The organism is uncultured Parasphingorhabdus sp. (assembly GCF_963677535.2).
Lineage (GTDB): Bacteria > Pseudomonadota > Alphaproteobacteria > Sphingomonadales > Sphingomonadaceae > Parasphingorhabdus.
This window is the reverse complement of record NZ_CAXXUT010000003.1, coordinates 1979689-2000684: the sequence shown is the minus strand read 5'-3', so window position 1 is coordinate 2000684 and position 20996 is coordinate 1979689. Positions and strand designations below refer to the sequence as shown.

Below are 20996 nucleotides of genomic sequence, written 5' to 3'. Positions count from 1 at the left end.
ATGAATGACACTGCCGCGCACCCGCTGAAACTGTTCAACAGCCTGACTCGCCAGATGGAAGAGTTCGTGCCCGTCCACCCGGGCGAGGCGCGGGTCTACACCTGCGGACCAACGGTCTATAATTATCCCCATATCGGGAATATGCGCGCCTATGTGTTCGCCGATCTACTTGGCCGCACTTTGAGCTGGAAGGGCTACAGGCTCACCCATGTCATAAATATCACCGATGTCGGCCATCTGACCGACGATGCGGATGAGGGCGAAGACAAGCTGGAGAAGATGGCGGCGGAAAAAGCCCAGTCGATCTGGGATATCGCGAAACATTATACCGAGGCTTACTGGCAGGATATCAAGGCACTCAATATCCGGCAGCCAACCCACTGGTCGATCGCCACCGACTATGTTCCGGCGATGATCGAATATGCCAAGGGCATCGCTGACAAACATTGCTACGAACTGGAAAGCGGCCTCTATTTCGATGTGTCGACCGTGGCAAATTATGGCACGCTCGCCCGCGCATCGACCGAAGACGGTGAAGGACGGATCGACACGGTAGAGGGCAAACGCAACGCCGCCGATTTCGCTATCTGGCGCAAGACACCGCCGGGAGAGACACGGCAGATGGAATGGGACAGTCCCTGGGGCAAGGGCGCACCGGGCTGGCATCTGGAATGTTCGGTGATGTCGGAAGCGCTGCTTGGCCTGCCGTTCGATATTCACACTGGCGGCATCGATCATCGCGAGATTCACCATCCCAACGAGATTGCCCAGAACCAGGCGCATAGTTGTTCCGACCACAGCGGCGCGAAAATCTGGATGCACAATAATTTCCTGATCGACCGGACCGGAAAAATGTCCAAGTCGTCGGGCGAATTCTTGCGGGTGCAACTGCTGGTCGACAAGGGCTATCATCCCCTCGCCTATCGCCTGATGTGTCTGCAGGCTCATTATCGCAGCGAGTTGGAGTTCAGCTGGGAAAATCTGGCGGCGGCGCTGACCCGGCTGAAGCGTATCATCATGGGCGTTGAACGGCTGCGCGACAAGGCAGACGGACAGACGGCGGCGATAGACCATCCCGCACTGGTGCAGTTGCGCGACAAATTTGACGCTGCGCTGAGCGAGGATCTGAACAGTTCAAAAGGCCTGCCGCTGCTCGAAGAACTGCTCTCGCTGAAGAAACTGCCGGCCGGGCAAAGGCTCGCGCTGCTGACCGAAATGGAATCGGTCCTGGGGCTGGAACTGACCGGCCTGACGCGCGATCAATTGCGGGTGCGGCCGACCGCGGCGGAACTGGACGAACGCGATATCGAGGCAAAGCTCGACCAGCGCCAGCAAGCGAAAGCGGCGAAAGATTTTGCCGCCGCAGACACAATCCGCGACGAGCTGACCGCAAAAGGCGTGGAGCTTATGGACGGCGACCCATTGCGCTGGGACTGGGCATTAACGGTTTAGACTTTTCCCCGGATGCCTGCGCGCAATCGGGACCATTCACGCAGGGACAGGAGGGAACGTCAGATTCCCCCCTTGCACAAACAGATTTTAGGAGGCGATATATTATGACTGCCAAACCCAAAGCCGCCATGGCTTCCCTTGTCCGGCCGATGATCGAACCGCATTGCGGCGACCTCGACGTCACCTGGTTCACCAGCACCGAAGAAGCCATGGAAGTTGCGCCGCATGCCGAAATCGGCTGGTTTGACATGTATGACAAAGACAAGATGGCCGCAATCATCTCCGCCGCGACCAATCTCAAATGGCTCAACAGCATCTATGCCGGGGTTGAACATTTCCCGCTCGAGCAGCTCAAGTCCCAGGGCACGATCCTGACCAACGGAGCCGGGCTGAACAGCGCGCCGATCGCAGAATTTGCCATCATGCTGATGCTCTCTGCCGCCAAGCGCAGCGATGTGATATTTGACAACCAGCGCCAGCACAACTGGCTCGAAACCGCCCCGGGCACGGTGGAAATTGACGGCAGCAAGGCGCTGATCATCGGCTATGGCGGGATCGGCCAGCAGATCGCGAAAAAGCTCTCCGGCTTTGACGTCGACGTGACCGCCGTCCGCCGCACCGCGACCGGCGACTCCCATGTCATCGGGCTCGATGACTGGCGCGACCGGCTCGGCGAGTTCGACTGGGTGTTTGTGTCCGCCCCGGCGACCCGCGACACCCGGCATATGTTCGGCGCGGACGAATTTGCCGCGATGAAATCTTCCGCCTGGCTGGTCAATGTCGCGCGCGGGTCGCTGGTCGATCAGGAGGCACTGGTCAAGGCCCTCAACGACAAGGCGATCGGCGGAGCCGCGCTCGATGTCGCCGATCCGGAACCGCTACCCGCCGACCATCCCTTGTGGGACGCGCCCAACTGTCTCATCAGCATGCATCTGTCCGGGGTCGCGCAAACGCGGATGTTCCAGCGCGCCGCCGCCCGCTTTGTCGAAAATCTCAAACGCTATCGCGGCGGCGAAGAGATGATCGCCGTCGCCGACTTCGACCGGGGATATTGAGGGGGTGACTCCCCGGGGTTTTTGACTTACCATCCAATTAGATAGGGGTAGAGTGAGTCTCATTTCTGAGGGGGATTGGGGGTCATTGGGGTCGTTGCCATTACTCGCACTCAAGCTGGTCGTCACGACCAGGGAAGGACCCACATGACCAAAGCATCCGATCTGTTCGTAGAATGTCTCGAGAATGAAGGCGTTGAGTATCTGTTCGGCGTTCCCGGTGAAGAAAATCTCGACATGCTCGACAGCCTGTCGCGCTCCAAGAAAATCAAGCTCATTCTTACCCGGCACGAACAGGGCGCCGGCTTCATGGCAGCGACCTACGGCCGCCACACCGGCAAGACCGGCGTCTGCATGGCAACGCTCGGCCCCGGCGCGACCAATCTGGTCACCGCCGCGGCTTATGCCCAGCTCGGTGGCATGCCGATCCTGATGGTCACCGGCCAGAAGCCGATCAAGAAATCCAAACAGGGCCGCTTCCAGATTCTCGACGTCGTCGACATGATGGGGCCGATCACCAAATTCACCCACCAGCTGGCTTCGGCCGACAATATTCCGAGCCGCGTCCGCGAAGCGATCCGGCTGGCCGAGGAGGAAAAGCCCGGCGCCACCCATATCGAGTTCCCCGAGGATATTGCCGACGAGGAAACCGATTCCACCCCGATCGCGCCCAGCCTGACCCGCCGGCCGGTGGCCGAGGCAAAGGCGGTTCGGGCCGCGACCAAGAAGATTGAAAATGCCAAATCACCGATCATTGTTGTCGGTGGCGGCGCCAACCGGACCACCACCGGCCGCATGCTGACGCAGTTTATCGAGAAGACCGGTATTCCGTTCGTCACCACCCAGCTCGGCAAGGGCGTGGTCGATGAAACCAACAAGGAATTCATGGGTTGCGCGGCACTATCGGCGAATGACTTCGTCCATCGCGCGATCGAGGCCGCAGACCTGATCATCAACGTCGGCCATGACGTGATCGAAAAACCGCCTTTCTTCATGGCCCCCGGCAGCACCGAAGTGATCCACGTGTCGATGAACAGCGCCGAGGTTGATCCGGTCTATTTCCCGCAGATCGAGGTAATCGGCGATATCGGCAACGCCATCTGGCAAATGAAGGAAGATATTGTTCCGTCCGGCAGCTGGAATTTCGACGCCATGTACAACGCACGTCGCGCCGAGGAAGAACATACGGACTCGATGGACGATGATCTGCGCTGCCCGATCTATCCACCGCATCTGGTCAAGGTCGTCCGCGAGGCGATGCCCGCCGATGGCATCATCTGCCTCGACAACGGCGTTTATAAAATCTGGTTTGCCCGCAATTACAAGGCGCGTCAGGCCAATACGGTGCTGCTCGACAACGCGCTGGCGACCATGGGTGCCGGCCTGCCCTCTGCCATGGCCTCGGCGATGGTCTATCCCGACCGCAAGGTCATGGCGATCTGCGGCGATGGCGGCTTCATGATGAACAGCCAGGAGATGGAAACCGCTGTCCGGTTAAAACTCAACATCACCGTGCTGGTTCTCAACGACAGCAGCTACGGCATGATCCGGTGGAAACAGGCCAATATGGGCTTTGATGACTGGGGACTGACTTATGGCAATCCGGATTTCGTCAAATATGCGGAAAGCTACGGGGCCAATGGCTACCGGATCAGCAGCGCCAAGAATCTGCAGGAAACGATTGATCATTGCCTTGGCACCGACGGCGTCCATCTGATCGACTGTCCGGTTGATTATTCGGACAATGATCGCATCCTGAACCACGAAATCAAGGAACTCAGCGCGAAGGTTTGAACGATATACCTATGACCAAATTGAAAGATGTCTATCCGCTCTATCTCAACAATGAAGCGGTGCAACCCAATAGCGACCTGGAAGTCACCGACAAATATACCAATGAAGTGGCGTTCCGGACCGCCTTGGCAACACCCGAGGTCATCGACGAAGCAATCGCGGGGGCGGTAGCCGCCACCGAACCGATGGCAAAATTGGCCAGTTACGAGCGGCAGAACGTGCTGCAGCATTGCGTCGACCGGTTCACGGAGCGCTATAACGAGCTGGCCTATTCCCTGTGCGTAGAAGCGGGCAAGCCGATCAAGGATGCAGAAGGGGAAGTGGGGCGTCTGATTGATACTTTCCGCATCGCTGCAGAGGAATCCGTCCGCAATTATGGCGAGGTGCAACCGCTCGATATATCGCCGCGCGCCAAAGGCTATATGGGCATGTGGAAACGCGTACCGATCGGCCCCTGCAGTTTCATTTCACCGTTCAACTTCCCGCTCAATCTGGCCGCACATAAAGTTGCCCCGGCGATAGCCGCGGGCTGTCCGTTCGTGATGAAGCCGGCCAGCAAGACACCGCTGGGCGCCATCATCATGGGCGAAATATTGGCAGAAACCGATCTGCCGAAAGGCGCCTTCTCGATTCTGCCCGCTAGTCGAGATGGCGCCGACCTCTTCACCACCGACGAACGGCTGAAACTGCTGTCCTTCACCGGATCACCGGGCGTCGGCTGGGACCTGAAGGCCAAGGCCGGCAAGAAACCGGTCATACTGGAGCTCGGCGGCAATGCCGCCGTCGTCGTCGATCATGATGCCGATCTGGAAGATGCGCTCGAGCGAATTGTCTTCGGCGCCTTTTACCAGTCGGGCCAGAGCTGCATCGGCGTGCAGCGCATCATCATCCACGAAAGCATCTACGACAGGTTCAGGGACATGCTGGTTGCGAAGACCAAAACGCTGATCGCGGGGGATCCGAAGGACCGCGATACGTTCATCGGCCCGATGATTTCCGAAGGCGAAGCCAGCCGCCTGCATGGCTGGATCGAGAGCGCCGTGGCCGGTGGCGCAACGCTGCTGTGCGGCGGCAAGCGCGAGGGCAATATGCTCGAGGCGACGCTGCTGGAAAATGTTGACACCAGCGCCGATGCCTATCGCGAGGAAGCCTTCGGTCCACTCGCCCTGCTCTCCAGTTTCAGCGATTTCGGTGCCGCGATGGACGAGGTCAACGACAGCAAATTCGGACTGCAGGCCGGCATCTTCACCCGCGATATCTTCAAGTCGCTGGATGCCTGGGATCAGCTTGATGTCGGTGGCGTCGTGATCAATGACGTGCCGTCCTACCGGGTCGACAATATGCCCTATGGCGGGGTGAAGGACAGCGGTCTCGGCCGCGAGGGCATTAGATTCGCGATCGAAGACATGACAGAAATCCGCAATCTGGTGATCCGGCGCAAACCTGGCTAGACGACTGGTGGACAAGCGTTGCCAATGTGCCACACCAAGCTTCCGGTGCGGTGCGATTCTCTTGTCAAGACCTTAGAAAGTAGAAGAAATCGGTCGTTTTTCTTTGCATTAGGGAGCGGATGGCGGATAGATAATCTGTCCGTTATGATAAACGGCGAGGGTCGCGTCGCGCTGAACGAGGGGCCGGTTTGAAAACCGGATTGGCCAACGATGCACATGGGGGAAAAAATTTCGAGGATGCCCGGCTGGTCTGTACTGGCCGCTGGTCTTTTCTGTTCGGCCCTGGTCGCAACGGCATTATTTGTCTCGACCATGGCCAGCCCCGAACCAGTGGAAGCCGCCAGCGATCTCGCCCGCGGCACCCATCTCGGCGTGGCGACCTGCGGCGGGTCGACCTGTCACGGGCGACAGGAAGCCGATGGCGAAATCGTCCGGCAGGACGAAATCATGCGCTGGCAGGAAGAATCCACCCCCGGCGGCGCGCATAGCCGCGCTTTCCGCGTCCTGCGCGAACCGCGCAGCATCGCAATAGCCCAGCGACTCGGTATCAAGGACGCGGCATCCGCGTCCGAATGTCTCGGCTGTCACAGCACTGCGGCGGCCAGCAAGGGCCCGCGCTTCCAGCTGAACGACGGAGTCGGTTGCGAATCCTGTCACGGAGCATCCTCCGGCTGGCTCTCCAGCCATTATGCGGTCGGCGCCAGCCACGCCCGCAATGTATCGCAGGGCCTGATCCCGCTCGACAATCCCAAGGCCCGCGCCAGCGTCTGCCTGGACTGCCATTTTGGCAGCGCCAAGCAAGGCCAGTTCGTCGACCACCGGATCATGGCCGCCGGACACCCGCGCATCTCGTTCGAAATGGACCTGTTCTCCACCCTGCAGCAGCATCATGACGAGGATATCGATTATGTCCGCCGCAAGGGCCGGACCAACAGCGTCCAGTTCTGGGCGGTCGGCCAGGCGATGGCGCTGGAGCGCTCGCTCAACCTTTTCACCAAGCCGGCCATTGCCACCGAAGGCATTTTCCCGGAATTCTATTTCTACGACTGCCACAGCTGTCACCGCCGTATCTATGACAATGCCTCCGCGCGTCCGACCTCGGTCGACAATCCCGGACGCCCGATCCCCGAAGGCATGCCGCCCTATAACGACGAGAATATGATCATGCTGAGCGCCGCAATCAAAGTCGCTGCGCCGGACATTGCGGGTGAGTTCGACAGCCGCTCCAGAGCCTTTCACGCAGCCATGGCCCAAGGCCGTGGTCCGGCGGTCGCAGAAGCCGCCCGCTTGCGGCAATATGCGGCGCAGCTCGCCGACCGCTTCTCCCGCGCCAGCTTTGGCCGGGACCAGACCTTCCGGATCATGGAGACCATTGCCGGGCAGGCAATCTCGCCCCGCTTCACCGATTATGAGGGCAGCGTGCAGGCGGTCATGGCGATCGACACCTTGCTCAACGGTCTGGTCAATGGAGGCCAGGTCAGTGAATCCGCCGCCACCAGTCTGCGCGGACAGATTAATGTCGCTTATGCAGCGGTTGCCGAGCCCAATAGCTACGAGCCGCTGAAATTCCGCCGCGCCTTGGGTAGCGCGGTCCGCACGATCCGGTCGCTGAGATAGGAGACCCGGTGATGCGCAAACCCTTTTTCACCTCTGCCCTTTCCGCCGCTGCGTTGGTTTTGACGTCCTGTGGTGGCGGCGGAGACAGCAATGATTTTGGCGGCACGCCTTCACCCGCACCGTCGCCGACGCCCGCGCCCACTCCGCCGGCAACCGGAACCGGCGGCCTGTTCGCGGCACCGGCACAGCGGTCGCTGACTGTTGCCGATGTGCAGACAATCATCGCCCAGGCCGTTGGCGAAGCGCAGGCCCGCAACCTGCCCTCGGTGATCGCCGTGGTCGACCGCGTCGGCAATGTGCTGGCCGTGTTCGACATGAACGGGTCGAACGGCGGGTCGTCAGAAATCACGATCAGCAACCGGCAGATTGGCGGCCTTGCCGGTCCGGCCGATCTGGTCGGGCTGCAGGGCCAGCAGGTCCCGGCTGCGGCTGCGGCGATCGCAAAGGCGGTAACCGGAGCCTATCTGTCGAGCAGCGGCAACGCCTTCTCCTCGCGGACCGCCAGCCAGATCGCCCAGGAACATTTCCCGCCTGCACCGACGACTGTCGGGCTGGAAAGCGGCCCGCTTTTCGGTGTCCAGTTCAGCCAGCTGCCCTGCTCCGACCTCTCCCAGCGTTTCAACGCAATGGGCGGAACGGGTGCGCTGATCGGTCCGAAACGGTCGCCGCTCGGCCTCGCCGCCGACCCTGGCGGGATGCCGCTTTACAAGGACGGCGTTGTTGTCGGCGGGATCGGTGTCATGGGCGATGGCGACTATGGTTTCGATCCCAATATTCTCGATGTCGACAATGATGACGAGGAAGCCATTGCGCTGGCCGGCATACAAGGTTTTGCGCCGCCCGCCTCGATCGCTGCCAACCGGATTTCGGTCGACGGCACATCCTTGCGGTTCAGCGATATGGTGGTCTCCGACCTGTCACCGCTGCAGAATAATTTTGCCGCTATCAATACAGCCGCAGTCGGCCAGCTGATCACGGTAACGGGCTATACCAATGGTACGATCATTGCCGGCACCGCTTACGGAACGGAAGCCTCCGGCATCCGGGCGTCGAAAACCACAGAGTTCAGCAATAGCGATGCCTTTGTCCTGACCGATGGCAGTGGCGCCAACCGCTATCCGATCCGTGGCGGTACCGATGCCGCGGCAGTGACCACCCCGCTGACCGCAAGCGAAGTGCGGGCGATACTTGAGGAAGCCTTTCTCGTGATCAGCCGCGCGAGAGCGCAAATCCGCCAGCCGCTCGACAGCCGCATGCAGGCGACCGTCAGCGTGGTTGATACCCGCGGCCAGATATTGGGCATCGTCCGCACACCGGACAGTCCTGTTTTCGGCACCGATGTGTCCCTGCAAAAGGCGCGAACGGCGGCCTTTTTCTCCGGCGCAGTCGCCGGCCAGGAATTGCTCGCCACACCGGTATTTGCGCCTTTTGCCAATGTGCCGGCCCATGTTCAGCGGGTACGCGATTTTCTCGGCGATCCCAATGCCCTGACCGGCACGGTCGCCTTTGCCGACCGCTCGGGCGGCAATCTGGCCCGCCCCTATTTTCCGGACGGTGAAATCGGGCGCCCGCCCGGACCGCTGTCGATCGAACAATCTTCGCGGTTCAGCCCGTTCGCGGTTGGCCTGCAGCTTGATCTGGTCTTTCCAAATATTGTTCAGCATGTCGGCTTTGTCCGCTCCGGAGGCGTCAGCGCCGACACTGACCAGCGCTGCACCCAGTTGCCGGCGATAGCGGGAACCGGCGGCCAGAACCGCCTTTCCAACGGCATGCAGATTTTTCCGGGCAGCGTCCCGATTTATCGCGGTAACACGCTCATCGGCGGCATCGGTGTTTCCGGCGACGGAATCGACCAGGATGACATGGCGAGTTTCCTCGGCCTTCACAATGCGGGGGTGCGACTGGGTACGATTGGCAACGCGCCGAAAGCGATCCGTGCCGACAATGTCGTTGTCGATCTCGGCAATGCCAACGTCCGGCTGCGCTATGTGAACTGTCCCTTCGCGCCGTTCCTGGACACCAGCGAACAAAATGTTTGCGAGGGATTATAGGGTAATGGCGGGACTTTCAGCCTCCTTTGTACCGATCCTGGCGGTGATGTCTGGCCAGGCCGAACAAATGGAACATGAGCGCGCCTCGGTCGAGCAGATGGAAGCGTCGCTGACCGCCCTTCTTGCCGGAGAAGATTTCGCCTGGTTGCGCACGGATTCGACCGGAATTGGTACAGAAATGGCCATGGGAGGCCCCGATCCGGCCGAAGAAGAGGCGGAAAAGAACGAAAAATCTGCGGCCGAACCCGCGACCGCGAAAGATGCTTCCAATTCTTCCATTGTGGCGCCACCCGGCACTCCCGATCCGCTCGACACAGACATTGAAAGCCTGACCGCTGACGATGCCCTGATCGACGGCCGCCGCCGGCCTGGCGTACAGAAAAGACTGCCCGACCGGGTGACCCAGAATAACCCCGGCGCGGTCAACGCCCCGCCGCCGGAAGCCTTTCCAACCGACGAATTTCCGGTTCCCGACCGCTGGCGTATCCTGCAGAGCCTTTGCCCAGCGAAAGGCGGCGATGAATCGATCTACACATTGTTCGGCGCGCTGCGGAACAACTGCCACAGCACGCTCAACCCCTATAACCAGAATGTGCTGAAAGGCGACAAGCCGATCCCGGCCGACAAAAAACCCGGCTTTCTCAAGGGTGACGACTGGTTCTTCGTCGCCAATGCAATTTCCGATACGGTAATCGAACCCCGCAGTTTTCCGATCCCCGTCGGCGTCCAGACCACCGAACGACCAAATAGCATCGACGTGTTCGGCCGCTCCGGTTCGGAAGTCTATGCCCAGACGTTCATCACCGGCTTTGCCCTGATCAAGGGCTCCACCGCCTACAAGCCACCTGATGTGGAATATCGCCTGACTTTGGCGACCCAGGTCAATCATGTGAATGTCCCGGAACGCCGGGTTCTGTTCGTCGAACCATCCAAATCCTCGCATCGGACCGACTGGTTTGTCGGCGTGCAGGAGGCGTTTTTCGACTATCATATCCGCAACACTTCGGCGCGCTATGACTTTGACAGTTTCCGCATCGGTATCCAGCCGATGCAGGCCGATTTCCGCGGTTTCCTGTTTCAGGATAATCAGCTCGGTTTCCGTTTGTTTGGAACCCGCGACAACAACCGGATCCAGTATAATCTCGGCGCCTTTGTCCAGCTGGAGAAAGACACCAATTCCGGTCTCAACGATATCACCCAGACCCCGCGCGAAAGCTATATTTTCTTCGCCAATCTCTATCGCCAGGATCTGCCCTTCGTCGGTCTGACGAGCCAGTTCAGCGTGACCTATAATATGAACCGCGAAAAGTCCGATATCGAGATTGACGACAACGGTTTTCCGGTCCGCCCTGCCCTGCTCGGCGATCTCCGGGGCCGCGCCTATGACGTCGTCTATCCCGGCTATGCCTTCGACGGACGGATCGGACGGATCAATCTGACGGGTCAGGTTTACGGCGCCTTTGGCGAGGACCGGAACAGCTTCTTCACCAGCGAACCGGCGAAGATCGAAGCCTATTTCGGTGCGCTGGAAGCCAGCTATGACGTCGATTTCCTGCGCTTCCGCGCTTCCGGCCTGTTCGCCAGCGGCGACGGCAATCCCTATAATAATACCGAAGCCGGCTTTGACGCGATATTCGAGAACCCGATCTTCGCCGGAGCCGACACCAGCTACTGGATCCGCCAGACCATCCCGTTTGCCGGCGGCGGCAGGGTAATCTCGATCAACGGTCGCAACGGTATCCTAAACTCGCTTCGTTCCTCCAAGGAACAGGGACAGAGCAATTTCAACAATCCCGGCACGATATTGGCCGGCGTGGGTGTTGACGCTGATCTGACGCCCGATTTTCGGCTGTCCGGCAATGCCAACCATCTCTGGTTCCACAAGACCGAAAGTCTCGAAGCCCTGCGCGTCGAAGGTTCTATTCCAAAGGACATCGGCTGGGATCTCTCACTAGCTGCCATTTACCGCCCGAAAGCCACGCAGAATATGGTATTCCGCCTCTCGGGCGCTGCTTTGATACCCGGAAAAGGATTCAAGGATTTGTTTGACCAGACCGACAAACGCGACTTCCACTATTCGATCCTGCTCAATGCGATATTGGCTTTCTGATGCGCTGGCGGAACCTTTTGACCGGCAATAGCAAATTGTTCCTCGCGGGGCTGGGCGCGCTGGCCTTGACCGTCACTCCTGCCTCGCTGCTGCTCGCCGCAGGCAAGGAAAAGCCACAAAAGGTCGATTACAGCTTTACGCCTCCCGCCCCGCAAAACCAGACCTGGGACGAGGCGCAAGCCAAGAGCAGCGGCTGCCAGAGCTGTCACACCGACAGTGACCAGAAAACCATGCACGAAACGCCCGCAGTGGTTCTCGGCTGTGTCGATTGTCACGGCGGTGACGCGTCGGTCATGGGCGATAACAATTGGGGCAAGAACAGCCTCGCCTATATGGACGCGCTGACCAAGGCCCACGTCCTGCCCAAATATCCCGAAAGCTGGCACTGGCCCTCCTCCGCCAATCCCAAGCGCAGCTATGGTCTGCTCAACAAGGAATCGCCCGAATTCGTCCGGTTCGTCAATCCGTCGGACTATCGCGTGGCCCGCGAATCCTGTGGCGCCTGCCATATGGAAATCATCGAGGCCTCGGAGCGGTCGCTGATGGCCACCGGTGCCATGCTGTGGGGCGGAGCCGCTTATAACAACGGCATTGTACCATTCAAAAATTACATCTTCGGCGAGGCCTATACCCGCAAGGGCGAGCCGGCGACGATCAAGTCACCCGGCAACCCGCACGGCACCGTGACAGAAGCCGAAAAGAAACGCGGCGCGCTGCCGATCCTCTACCCGCTCCCGACCTGGCACACGGTTCCACCAGGCGATATCTTCCGCGTGTTCGAGCGCGGTGGCCGCAATATCAATACACAGTTCCCGGAAATCGGACTGCCCAATATCGGCGGCATCATCCAGCGCCTCGAAGAGCCGGGACGGCCCGACCTCAAGCAATCCAATCGTGGCCCGGGAACCGGCCTGCGCGTGGCCATTCCGGTTCTCAATATCCACAAGACCCGGCTCAACGACCCGTTCATGTGGTTCATGGGCACCAATGACCAGCCCGGCGACTATCGCCAGTCCGGCTGTGCCGGCTGCCACGTCGTCTATGCCAATGACCGCGAACCGCGACACAGCTCGATCTGGGCCAAATATGGCCGCGACGGACAGACCCAGACGGTTGACCCGACAATCCGCAATCTGAAAGAGGGCGAGCATCGTATTGGCGGCTACGGCAGCTATGATGCGGCTCACGGTGCCGAGGACTACCATGGCGAAGACGCCGCCCATGGCGACGATCATGGCGGCGACACGGATCCTGCCAAGCGCGAAAAAGGCCATCCGATACAACATGCCTTCACCCGAGCCATCCCGACCGCCCAGTGCATGAACTGCCACATGCACCAGCCGAATATATTCCTGAACAGCTATCTCGGCTACACGATGTGGGACTATGAATCCGACGCGCCCTATATGTGGCCCGGTCCGGACAACAAGACGCCCAAGCCCGAAGGCATGAGCGACGAGGAGTATCAGAAGACCTACAAGCAGCAGAAATATCCGGATGCGGAGGAAGTCCGCAAAGTGCTCGACCGCAATCCGGAAGGCGCCGCGCCCAAAGGTCTCTGGGCTGACATTGATTTCCTGCGCAATGTCTACGACGTCAACAGCGACGCCAAGGACACGCAATTTGCCGACTATCACGGCCATGGCTGGAATTTCCGGGCGATCCTGAAACGGGACCGCGACGGCAATCTGCTCGATGCCGAGGGCAATCAGGCAAGCTACAGCACCGATACCGACAATATCGTCGCCCATGACGATCCGGAGAAATTCCGCAAGGACGGCGAAGGGAAATTTGTCGAACCGGGTATAAATCCGGGAAAATCGGTCCACATGATGAGCATCCACGCCGAAGTCGGCATGCAGTGCGCCGATTGCCATTTTGGTCAGGACAGTCACGGCAATGGCCTGATATACGGCGAGGTTGCCAATGCGGTGGAAATCAGCTGCAAGGACTGCCACGGCACCGCCGATGCCTATCCGACACTATTGACCAGCAATCTCGCGGCACGGCCAAAAGGCAGCAATCTTGGTCTTCTGCGCAACGCTAATGGCGAGCGGCGCTTCGAATGGTTCGAGAACCCTGAAGGCAAGCGCGTCCTGATCCAGCGGTCCATCGTCGACCCCGAGCTTCGCTGGCAGGTCAGTCTGGTCAAGGATAGCGTCGACCGGTCGCACCCCGACTTCAATCTCAAGGCCGCGCGGGCGAAGCTCATGTCGAAAAGCGGAGCAGAAACGGGGAAATATGCATTCGGAAGCGGCGTTCCGAAGGAAGAACGGGCGCACAAAGACGAGAATATGGTCTGTTTCACCTGTCATCTCAGCTGGACGACAAGCTGTGGTGGCTGCCATCTGCCAATCGAGGCCAATTGGCAGGCCGACAGCCATAAATATGAGGGTGGCACGACCAGAAACTATGCGACCTATAATCCCCAGGTCGCCCGCGACCAGATGTTCCAGCTCGGCCGTCACCAGACCAGCAAGGGCAATGTCATCGCTCCGGTCCGCTCCACGTCGGCCCTGATCCTGTCCTCGACCAATATCAACCGTGAACGCATCTACGTCCAGCAGCCCCCGATTTCCGGGATCGGTTTCTCCTCGCAAGCTTTTGCCCCACATTTCCCCCATACGGTGCGCAAGACCGAGACAAAGCAATGTTCGGATTGTCACGTCAGCGAAGCCAATGACAATAATGCGATCATGGCCCAGACGCTGCTGCAGGGTACAAATTTCGTCAATTTCATCGGCCTCCACGCCTGGGTCGGTCTTGAGAAAGGGTTTGAAGCGGTGCGGGTTACCGAATGGGACGAGCCGCAGGCTGTCATCGGCTCCTATCTGCAAAAATATGCCTATCCAGATTACTGGCGGATGCATGTCGAAAATAACAACCGCGAACTGATCGACTGGGTCCGCGGCGAGAGGCTCGACAAGAATCTTTCCGGAGAAACCAAAGCGCTCGAAGAATTCAAGAATGTCGTCCAGGGTACCAAGGATGCCGTCCGGTGTCTGCAATTGCGCGGTGAATATATGTTCGTCGCCGAGGGAAAAGGCGGCTTCCGTGCCTATGACGTAGCCTCGATCGGAAACAAGGGATTCTCCGAGCGCATCGTCAAAGCGCCATTTTCCTCCCTGGGTCATGACACGCATGTCGATACCAAGAACGCAACCTGCATGGCGCTGGCCACCAACCAGCCGATTGCACCAACCCGCAACACTGAAGAACTGCGGGAGATCAACGAAGAACAGGCGTTTCATCCGATATATAATTATGCGGTCATCACCGACAGCGAAGAAGGCCTCATTCTGGTCGACGTCAATACGCTGGCCGATGGCGAGTTCCGCAACAATTTCTTCAAGCGCAGCCTGACGTGGAACGAAGACGGGGTGCTCGACGGCGCGCAGCACATCACGCTGGCCGGCCATTATGCCTATATCACAACCACTGCCGGCCTGACGCTGATCGATCTCGATGAACCGCTTAAACCGCGCCATGTCATCACTATTCCGATGACCGATGCCAGAGCCTCGGCCTTGCAATTCCGTTATCTCTGGGTAACCGATAGCGATGGCGTGAAACTGTTCAATGTGACCGACATGGAAAACCCGGTCGCCGTGCCATCCGGTACGATCCCTTTGCGCGATGCCCGGCGTATCTATCTCGCCCGGACTTATGCCTATATCGCCGCCAAGGACGAAGGTCTGGTAATTGCCAATATAACGCGGCCCGAAACGCCGACCGTCTACCTGAAGGAGACTTTCGGCGGGACGATGAACGATGCAGAGGATGTCATAGTCGGCTCGACCAATGCCACATTATTTGCCTATGTCGCCGACGGCCGTAACGGCCTGAAGGTGATCCAGTTGACCACGCCCGACAGCCAGAAAAACTATTATGGTTTTTCGCCCGCGCCGAAGCCGGAACTCATCGCCTTTGCCCGCACGCCGAAACCGGCGCTGGCCCTGTCCAAGGGACTGGATCGCGATCGTGCGGTCGATGAAACCGGCGGACAGATGGCGGTATTCGGACGACTCGGTTCCCGCCCCTTCACCCGCAGCGAGATGCAGCGTTTTTACCTCAACAGCAGAGGCGAGCCCTATTTCGTCAGGGACGAGCCGGATATTGCCGACTGGATCGGGCCCGTACCGGAGCTGCTTGCGAACCGCTGAACAGCGTCGGGGGCCGAACGAAACAACGCCGCGGCCCCCTGCCCCCGTTACGCAACTCGGGGAATGATGTTTCCACAAAGTGTCGTGGAATCGGATTAATCTGCCAGATCGGCGAATTGATCAGCAGTTGCCGTCAATTGCACGACCGGCCAGTGCGCCAACGGCCCCACCGATGATCGTACCCTCGGTCTTGTCACCCCGGCCGGCGAGCTCATTACCCAGCAAGCCGCCTGCTATCGCGCCAATAATCGTTCCGCCGGTTCCACGGTCGCAGCCGCGATAGCGACGATTGCTGGAATAGCGGTTGTCCCGATAGCGGCGCTGGTCCCGATAGTCGCGACGATCGCGATAACGATTGCCACGATAGGTATCGCCACGCCGATATTCACGATAGCCGTCACCACGGACCTGTTCGTAATAGCCGCCGCGCGCTTCGGCGGGCGATGCCATGGCCATGGTGGCGAGGGCTGCGGTTGAGATTGCGAGACTGCCGATAATCTTGTTGATCATGTTCTTCACTCCAAAAGGGTTCTTCCGGAACCCGAATCAATTACTGCCTGACAGATATGCTTCTAGGGGAACGGCGTTGACCGGTTGCTGAATGCTGACTTTATCTAAGGTTCATATTCAAAGCACTTTATCTGAACGAAATAGACAAGAGCATCAGGACTAGCTTTTTAACCCATTGTCGATCGGCACCCTCTCCGATAGCAAACGCGCAACATAACAAAGAGGAAGAGCGATGAAATTGCAGGGCAGGACAGCGGCGATCACGGGTGGAACGGCGGGCATTGGTCGCGGGATTGCCGAGGCGTTTCTGGCAGAGGGCGCCAATGTCGCCCTGATGGCGCGCAATCCGGACAAGGGCGCCAAGGTCATTGCCGATCTGGACGCCGGCGATCGGGCAATCTTCATCCCCGGCGACGTGATGGAGCAGGATCAGGTCGAGGGCTTTATCGACCAGACAGCCGCCCATTTCGGTGCGATCGATATCCTCGTCAACAATGCGGGCGGCGCAGGCGATCTGGCGCCATTGGTCGACCTCACGGACGAAGCCTTTGACCAGGCGATGAAGTGGAACATCTATTCCACATTCTGGGCCACCCGCCGGGCGCTCAAGCCGATGATCGCGCAGAAATGGGGCCGCGTCATCAATATCAGCTCCACCGAAGGCAAGATGGGCAAGCCGACCTTCGCTTCCTATACGATCGCCAAGCATGGCATCAACGGCATGACCAAAGCCGTGGCACAGGAGGTCGGCACATCGGGTGTCACCGTCAATTCCATCTGCCCGGGTCTGATCCTGACCGACCTGATCATGGAGACCGGGCCGGCGACGGCAGAGGGCATGGGCATGTCCTTCGACGAGATGATCGACATGTTCTCGCAGGAAAGCGCGCTCAAGCGCCCCGGCAAAGTCGAGGAAGTTGCTGCGGTGGCGGTCCTGCTGGCGTCCGAGGCTGGCGGCGGCATCACCGGCGGGACGCTGAGCGTCGACGGCGGAACCGCGCAATATTGAACCACTTTTCGCCGCCCCGCGGACGTAGCTCGAAAGATCTGGCGAACCGCTAGAGCCGGCATATTTCCCTGACAATCGTCCTTGCGGCCGGTCGCAGGGCGCTGCTTTATATCCTCTGCACACCGGCGTGAACAGCGATGCCAAATATTAGCATATTCTGCTATTATTCAGCTTCTGTTCATTTCACGCTTGCGGCCATATTTCGCTATGTCTTTGATATATAATGCCTTTCCTAAACTGGCACGGCCTGTGCAATGCTATTGGCACCTTCGCAAAATGGTTTGCGAAGCAACAGATTGAACCAAAAAGGAAGCCAATATGACCAATAGCAATATCCAGAACCAGATCGCCGCTGCCGTCGCCGCCATCTTCACCGCCGCAATCTTTGTCAGCGCGTCGATCACCCCCGCCATGAACAACGCCGCCGCTCTGGTCGCCTGAGCCGTTTCGCCCACGCCGTTTACAAAGGAACCCAAGACATGTTGTCATCCAAACTCCATAGCCGCCTCGCCGCAGCCTTTGCCTCTTTCGTCTCGGCTGCCGTGCTGCTGAGCGCCTCTATCGGCCCGGCCGTCAACAACAGCGCATCTTTGGTGATCTGATCACCAAAGATGCCATGGCGGGACGGAACCGCCTGCCCCTTAACTTCGCCCCCCGATTTAACTCCTTTTAACAACTCCCCGCTATCGTCCAGCCGGTGAACATATACCGCTGGCCCCATTTCATCATTCTCACCATCGCCCTGTGCGCGGCGCTGTTTCTGGCGATTTTCCTCAGCGGCGGTCCGGCCAGCACGACCGCAGCTGTCCAAATCGATCCGTATCGCGCCAGCTTCGGCATCTGCTTTGGCCCCGACCGCGTGACCTGCGTCGTCGACGGCGACACGATCTGGTTCGAGGGCCGCAAGATCCGCATCGCCGATATCAACACGCCGGAAATCTCCAGCCCCGGCTGCGCCGCCGAAGAGCGGCTCGGCCAGCAAGCCAAGATCCGGCTGCAGGCCTTGCTCAATCAGGGGGCTTTCTCGCTGCAATCGATCGACCGCGACCAGGACCAATATGGCCGCGACCTGCGTATCATCACCCGCGACGGGAAAAGCCTGGGCGAGATACTCGTCGCCGAGGGCCTCGCCGAACGCTGGCAGGGTTACCGCCGCAACTGGTGCTAGACCACCTGCCCCGCCTTGCGTGACAGCAACCATGCAATCGCGAACAACAGCATGAACAGGCCGTCGACCATGGCGCCGACAAACACCGGCCCCGCCGCCACGCGCCCCTGCGCGTAGAGGATAGTCACCGGCAGGAAGAAGGACAGTTTTTCCAGTATCGCGATCGGAATCAGCGCGCGATAGCGGGCCGGGTCCGTCGCGATCAGGATGAAGATCAGCTGGAACACCAGCGCGATGCCGATAAAGCCGTAATAATATTCCGGTCGCGGACCGGCTTCGCCGAACAGTCCGGGGACCAGCGCGAGAAAGCCCCAGGCGGCGGCGAGAGCAAATATGATTCGGATATATTTCACGGCGACTCCGGGTCGAACTTTACAAACTTTACAGTGTTAAGAGAAAAAATAATTACTGCCCCCAAAATCACGAATTTCCGCATTTTATCAGAATGTTGAACAGATTTTTCGGCATAGTCTCTCATGTCCCGGTCTATAGCATAAGGCGGGCCTGTAGGACAGAGGCGCGGCCGTAAGATGCCGCCGCTATGGCAAATCCCGCGCGCCATGATATGGACCGGCCATGGAACAATATCGTCATATCGTCGGCTGGGGCGCGATCGCCGTCGCCGCAATCACCTTTCTCCCGCTGCCCCTGCCCGCCTTGCCACCGATGCTCACCGCATCAATGGTGATGCTGGTCCCCGGCCTCGGACCGGTGCTGATGATGCTGATGCCGATGCTGCTCTTTGCCGCCGGTATCGGCCTGCTCAAAGGCTGGGACGGCGGGCGCAAGCTGTTTGTCGTCTGGGCGGTGATTGCCGGGCTGGCGGCGGTAGCGGGGCTCGACTATCTGCCGATCGCGGCGATGGTCGATCTGACGGTGATCGGGGCTTCGCTGGCGGTGGTTCTGTGGGGGGACTGGCAGCGGTTATTGCCGCGTTGAGGGGCACTCGTCATGTCGCAACAGCTTAAGTCATCCTGAACTCGTTTCAGGACCTCCATCGGCAGCGCGCGAACCTTGAGGGGATCCTAAAACAAGTTCAGGATGACGAGGGATGGTGTGATGAAGCATGGGATGACAAACTTGAGATCACCGCCCGCGATAGGGTTCGCACGCTATGCCGTCATTATCCCGGTCGAGCGGCGACCGGTAGCCCGGATCGCCCCGATAGAGCGGCGCGACACCGGCGCTGCGAGCAGCAGAGCAATTGGGATAATAAGCGTGTGATTGCGGCCGCTGCGCAAAGGTCTGCACCTGTTCCGCCTGCGCCGGCGTGGACAGACCGCCCGGCTCGTAAAAATAGACCCCGCAGAAAGTCAGCGCGACCAGCTGGAAAAATCCGATATATTGCAGGGCATTGCTAAAACTCTTCTTGCGGGTCTTGTGCCGGAAAACGGCCCGGCCCGCATAGGCGCCGCCTATGCCGCCGATCAGCGCGAGTCCCAGCAGACTGGCCTCGCTAACCCGCCAGCCACCCTGTTCCGCCTGCATCTTGTCCCAGGCAAACAGCACGAACGTCCACAAGTTCAACACCACGAGAGCGAGCATCAAGAAGAGCATAAATGCCATCATGCACCTGTACGGCAACCGGCTTAAGAACCGGTGAAACGGGGCTTAATGCCGGTGATCAATCGTGAACCAACGCTCGCCGTCCTGAAATTGTTTCGCTTCGCTGTCGAGCGCAATCATCAAGGGGGCTCAAACGAGTTCAGGATGACGATGGGAGGGGATGACGAAGTCCTAGTCGCCGTAAGCCAGCAGCAGCGACAATGTCCAGATTCCGCGGCCCTCGCCATAGCCGATGACATCATCCAGCTTCCAGCCGCTGCGCTCCCGGACCCAATAATATCGGATCATTGTCGGGCTGTCGAAATTCTTGAAAGAGGCAGTCACGATTTTGCGATCAAACTGGTCGACCGCCTCATCGCCATAATCGCGCATCGGCACCTCCATGGTCTCGATGGCCAGTTCCGTGATCAAAGCATCCTGACCGTTTACGATCCAGTCGAAATCGAGCCGGTCGAACGGGTAGCCTTTGGCTTCGAGATAGTCGCGTTCCATCAGGAACAGGCTCTCCAGACGCTGCGTCATTGGCAGTGCGTCACCATCAACCGCTGCGGAATAGAGACTGCGCACAATTATCTCCGGATCGTCCGCAGAATGCTTCGCTGTCGGCACGTCTTTGACCGGTTGGGCCAGGACAGGCGACACCGCCAACAGCGTAACGGAAAAGGCAAAGACAAATCTGATCATGTGCAATCATCCCTCACTTGGCGGGGAAGGTTATGCCACGGCAGCAGTGGCGTCAATGGAGCGGAAGCGGATAACGACCAACGCGATCATTGCGGTCCAGACGGCGCGGTTCATAATAGCGGCCATGCCGTCATAGCGACTCTTGTACTTGCTCTTGGCATGGGCCGGGGCGCTGTCCAGCACACTGGCAGCGGGCACGACCAGCGAAGCGGCGGCAAGCGACATGAGGAAGCTGCACCAGATGAAACTCCCTTTATCTTTCTTATGACCTGCCCGGGTTTTACATGTCGCAAGATGAACGGCTTGTGACACCAAGCGCCCGCATCGGCGGGCTATGGCACCAAAGCCACAACGTGTCCCCGGTGTCCG

The 20996-nt window shown here is 59.3% G+C and carries 18 protein-coding genes; 13 read left to right on the top strand and 5 right to left on the bottom strand.

Annotated elements, in window-relative coordinates; all coding sequences use genetic code 11:
• The 8 genes from cysS to ACHZCJ_RS16655 all read left to right on the top strand — a co-directional run bounded on the left by cysS (position 1) and on the right by ACHZCJ_RS16655 (position 15690).
• The gene (gene cysS, locus ACHZCJ_RS16690) at positions 1-1452 is read left to right on the top strand and encodes a cysteine--tRNA ligase (protein ID WP_321327707.1); all 1452 of its coding nucleotides are present in this window, start codon (positions 1-3) and stop codon (positions 1450-1452) included.
• Between the two features lie 104 nt (positions 1453-1556).
• Positions 1557-2507, top strand: a complete 951-nt coding sequence (locus ACHZCJ_RS16685) for a D-2-hydroxyacid dehydrogenase (RefSeq protein WP_321327706.1) — start codon at positions 1557-1559, stop codon at positions 2505-2507.
• A gap of 144 nt (positions 2508-2651) precedes the next feature.
• Positions 2652-4298, top strand: coding sequence for an acetolactate synthase large subunit (locus ACHZCJ_RS16680; protein ID WP_159643984.1), 1647 nt, complete (start codon positions 2652-2654; stop codon positions 4296-4298).
• Between the two features lie 11 nt (positions 4299-4309).
• The gene (locus ACHZCJ_RS16675; RefSeq protein WP_321327704.1) at positions 4310-5749 is read left to right on the top strand and encodes an aldehyde dehydrogenase family protein; all 1440 of its coding nucleotides are present in this window, start codon (positions 4310-4312) and stop codon (positions 5747-5749) included.
• A 237-nt stretch (positions 5750-5986) separates the two neighbouring features.
• Complete coding sequence (locus tag ACHZCJ_RS16670; protein WP_394700162.1) at positions 5987-7366, top strand: multiheme c-type cytochrome; 1380 nt, start codon at positions 5987-5989, stop codon at positions 7364-7366.
• Between the two features lie 11 nt (positions 7367-7377).
• Entirely contained in the window at positions 7378-9417 is a 2040-nt protein-coding gene (locus ACHZCJ_RS16665; RefSeq protein ID WP_321327702.1) for a heme-binding protein, read from the top strand.
• Between the two features lie 178 nt (positions 9418-9595).
• Positions 9596-11527 carry a hypothetical protein gene (locus ACHZCJ_RS16660; RefSeq protein ID WP_394700172.1) on the top strand — a complete coding sequence of 644 codons (1932 nt, stop codon included), beginning with the start codon at positions 9596-9598 and terminating at the stop codon, positions 11525-11527.
• Positions 11527-15690 (top strand): hypothetical protein, encoded by a 4164-nt coding sequence (locus ACHZCJ_RS16655; RefSeq protein ID WP_394700161.1) that lies wholly within the window; start codon positions 11527-11529, stop codon positions 15688-15690. The genes ACHZCJ_RS16660 and ACHZCJ_RS16655 overlap by 1 nt, the downstream gene beginning before the upstream one ends.
• 120 nt (positions 15691-15810) lie before the next feature.
• Here ACHZCJ_RS16655 and ACHZCJ_RS16650 read toward each other — a convergent pair whose 3' ends face one another.
• The gene (locus ACHZCJ_RS16650) at positions 15811-16200 is read right to left on the bottom strand and encodes a glycine zipper 2TM domain-containing protein (protein ID WP_321327699.1); all 390 of its coding nucleotides are present in this window, start codon (positions 16198-16200) and stop codon (positions 15811-15813) included.
• Between the two features lie 232 nt (positions 16201-16432).
• Between ACHZCJ_RS16650 and ACHZCJ_RS16645 the strand changes: the two genes are divergently transcribed.
• From ACHZCJ_RS16645 to ACHZCJ_RS16630, 4 genes are all read left to right on the top strand, one after another.
• Positions 16433-17209: an SDR family NAD(P)-dependent oxidoreductase gene (locus tag ACHZCJ_RS16645; RefSeq protein ID WP_321327696.1), complete on the top strand. Its 777-nt coding sequence runs from the start codon at positions 16433-16435 to the stop codon at positions 17207-17209.
• A gap of 318 nt (positions 17210-17527) precedes the next feature.
• On the top strand, positions 17528-17650 hold the full coding sequence (locus ACHZCJ_RS16640; protein ID WP_268893898.1) for a hypothetical protein: 123 nt from the start codon (positions 17528-17530) through the stop codon (positions 17648-17650).
• 38 nt (positions 17651-17688) lie between these two features.
• Positions 17689-17811: a hypothetical protein gene (locus ACHZCJ_RS16635; RefSeq protein ID WP_268893899.1), complete on the top strand. Its 123-nt coding sequence runs from the start codon at positions 17689-17691 to the stop codon at positions 17809-17811.
• A 95-nt stretch (positions 17812-17906) separates the two neighbouring features.
• Complete coding sequence (locus tag ACHZCJ_RS16630) at positions 17907-18377, top strand: thermonuclease family protein (RefSeq protein WP_321327694.1); 471 nt, start codon at positions 17907-17909, stop codon at positions 18375-18377.
• On the opposite strand, the gene ACHZCJ_RS16625 is transcribed toward ACHZCJ_RS16630, so the two are convergent.
• A complete protein-coding gene (locus tag ACHZCJ_RS16625; protein WP_321327692.1) occupies positions 18374-18730 on the bottom strand; it encodes a hypothetical protein in 357 nt (118 codons plus the stop codon). The two genes, ACHZCJ_RS16630 and ACHZCJ_RS16625, sit on opposite strands and share 4 nt — an antisense overlap.
• Positions 18731-18953: 223 nt before the next feature.
• Here ACHZCJ_RS16625 and ACHZCJ_RS16620 point away from each other — a divergent pair, with 223 nt between their 5' ends.
• Complete coding sequence (locus tag ACHZCJ_RS16620) at positions 18954-19316, top strand: hypothetical protein (RefSeq protein WP_321327691.1); 363 nt, start codon at positions 18954-18956, stop codon at positions 19314-19316.
• A gap of 147 nt (positions 19317-19463) precedes the next feature.
• On the opposite strand, the gene ACHZCJ_RS16615 is transcribed toward ACHZCJ_RS16620, so the two are convergent.
• From ACHZCJ_RS16615 to ACHZCJ_RS16605, 3 genes are all read right to left on the bottom strand, one after another.
• Positions 19464-19946 (bottom strand): DUF1294 domain-containing protein, encoded by a 483-nt coding sequence (locus ACHZCJ_RS16615; protein WP_394700160.1) that lies wholly within the window; start codon positions 19944-19946, stop codon positions 19464-19466.
• A 168-nt stretch (positions 19947-20114) separates the two neighbouring features.
• Positions 20115-20627 carry a hypothetical protein gene (locus ACHZCJ_RS16610; protein ID WP_321327688.1) on the bottom strand — a complete coding sequence of 171 codons (513 nt, stop codon included), beginning with the start codon at positions 20625-20627 and terminating at the stop codon, positions 20115-20117.
• Positions 20628-20657: 30 nt separating this feature from the next.
• The gene (locus ACHZCJ_RS16605) at positions 20658-20852 is read right to left on the bottom strand and encodes a hypothetical protein (RefSeq protein WP_321327686.1); all 195 of its coding nucleotides are present in this window, start codon (positions 20850-20852) and stop codon (positions 20658-20660) included.
• Positions 20853-20996: the final 144 nt, after the last annotated feature.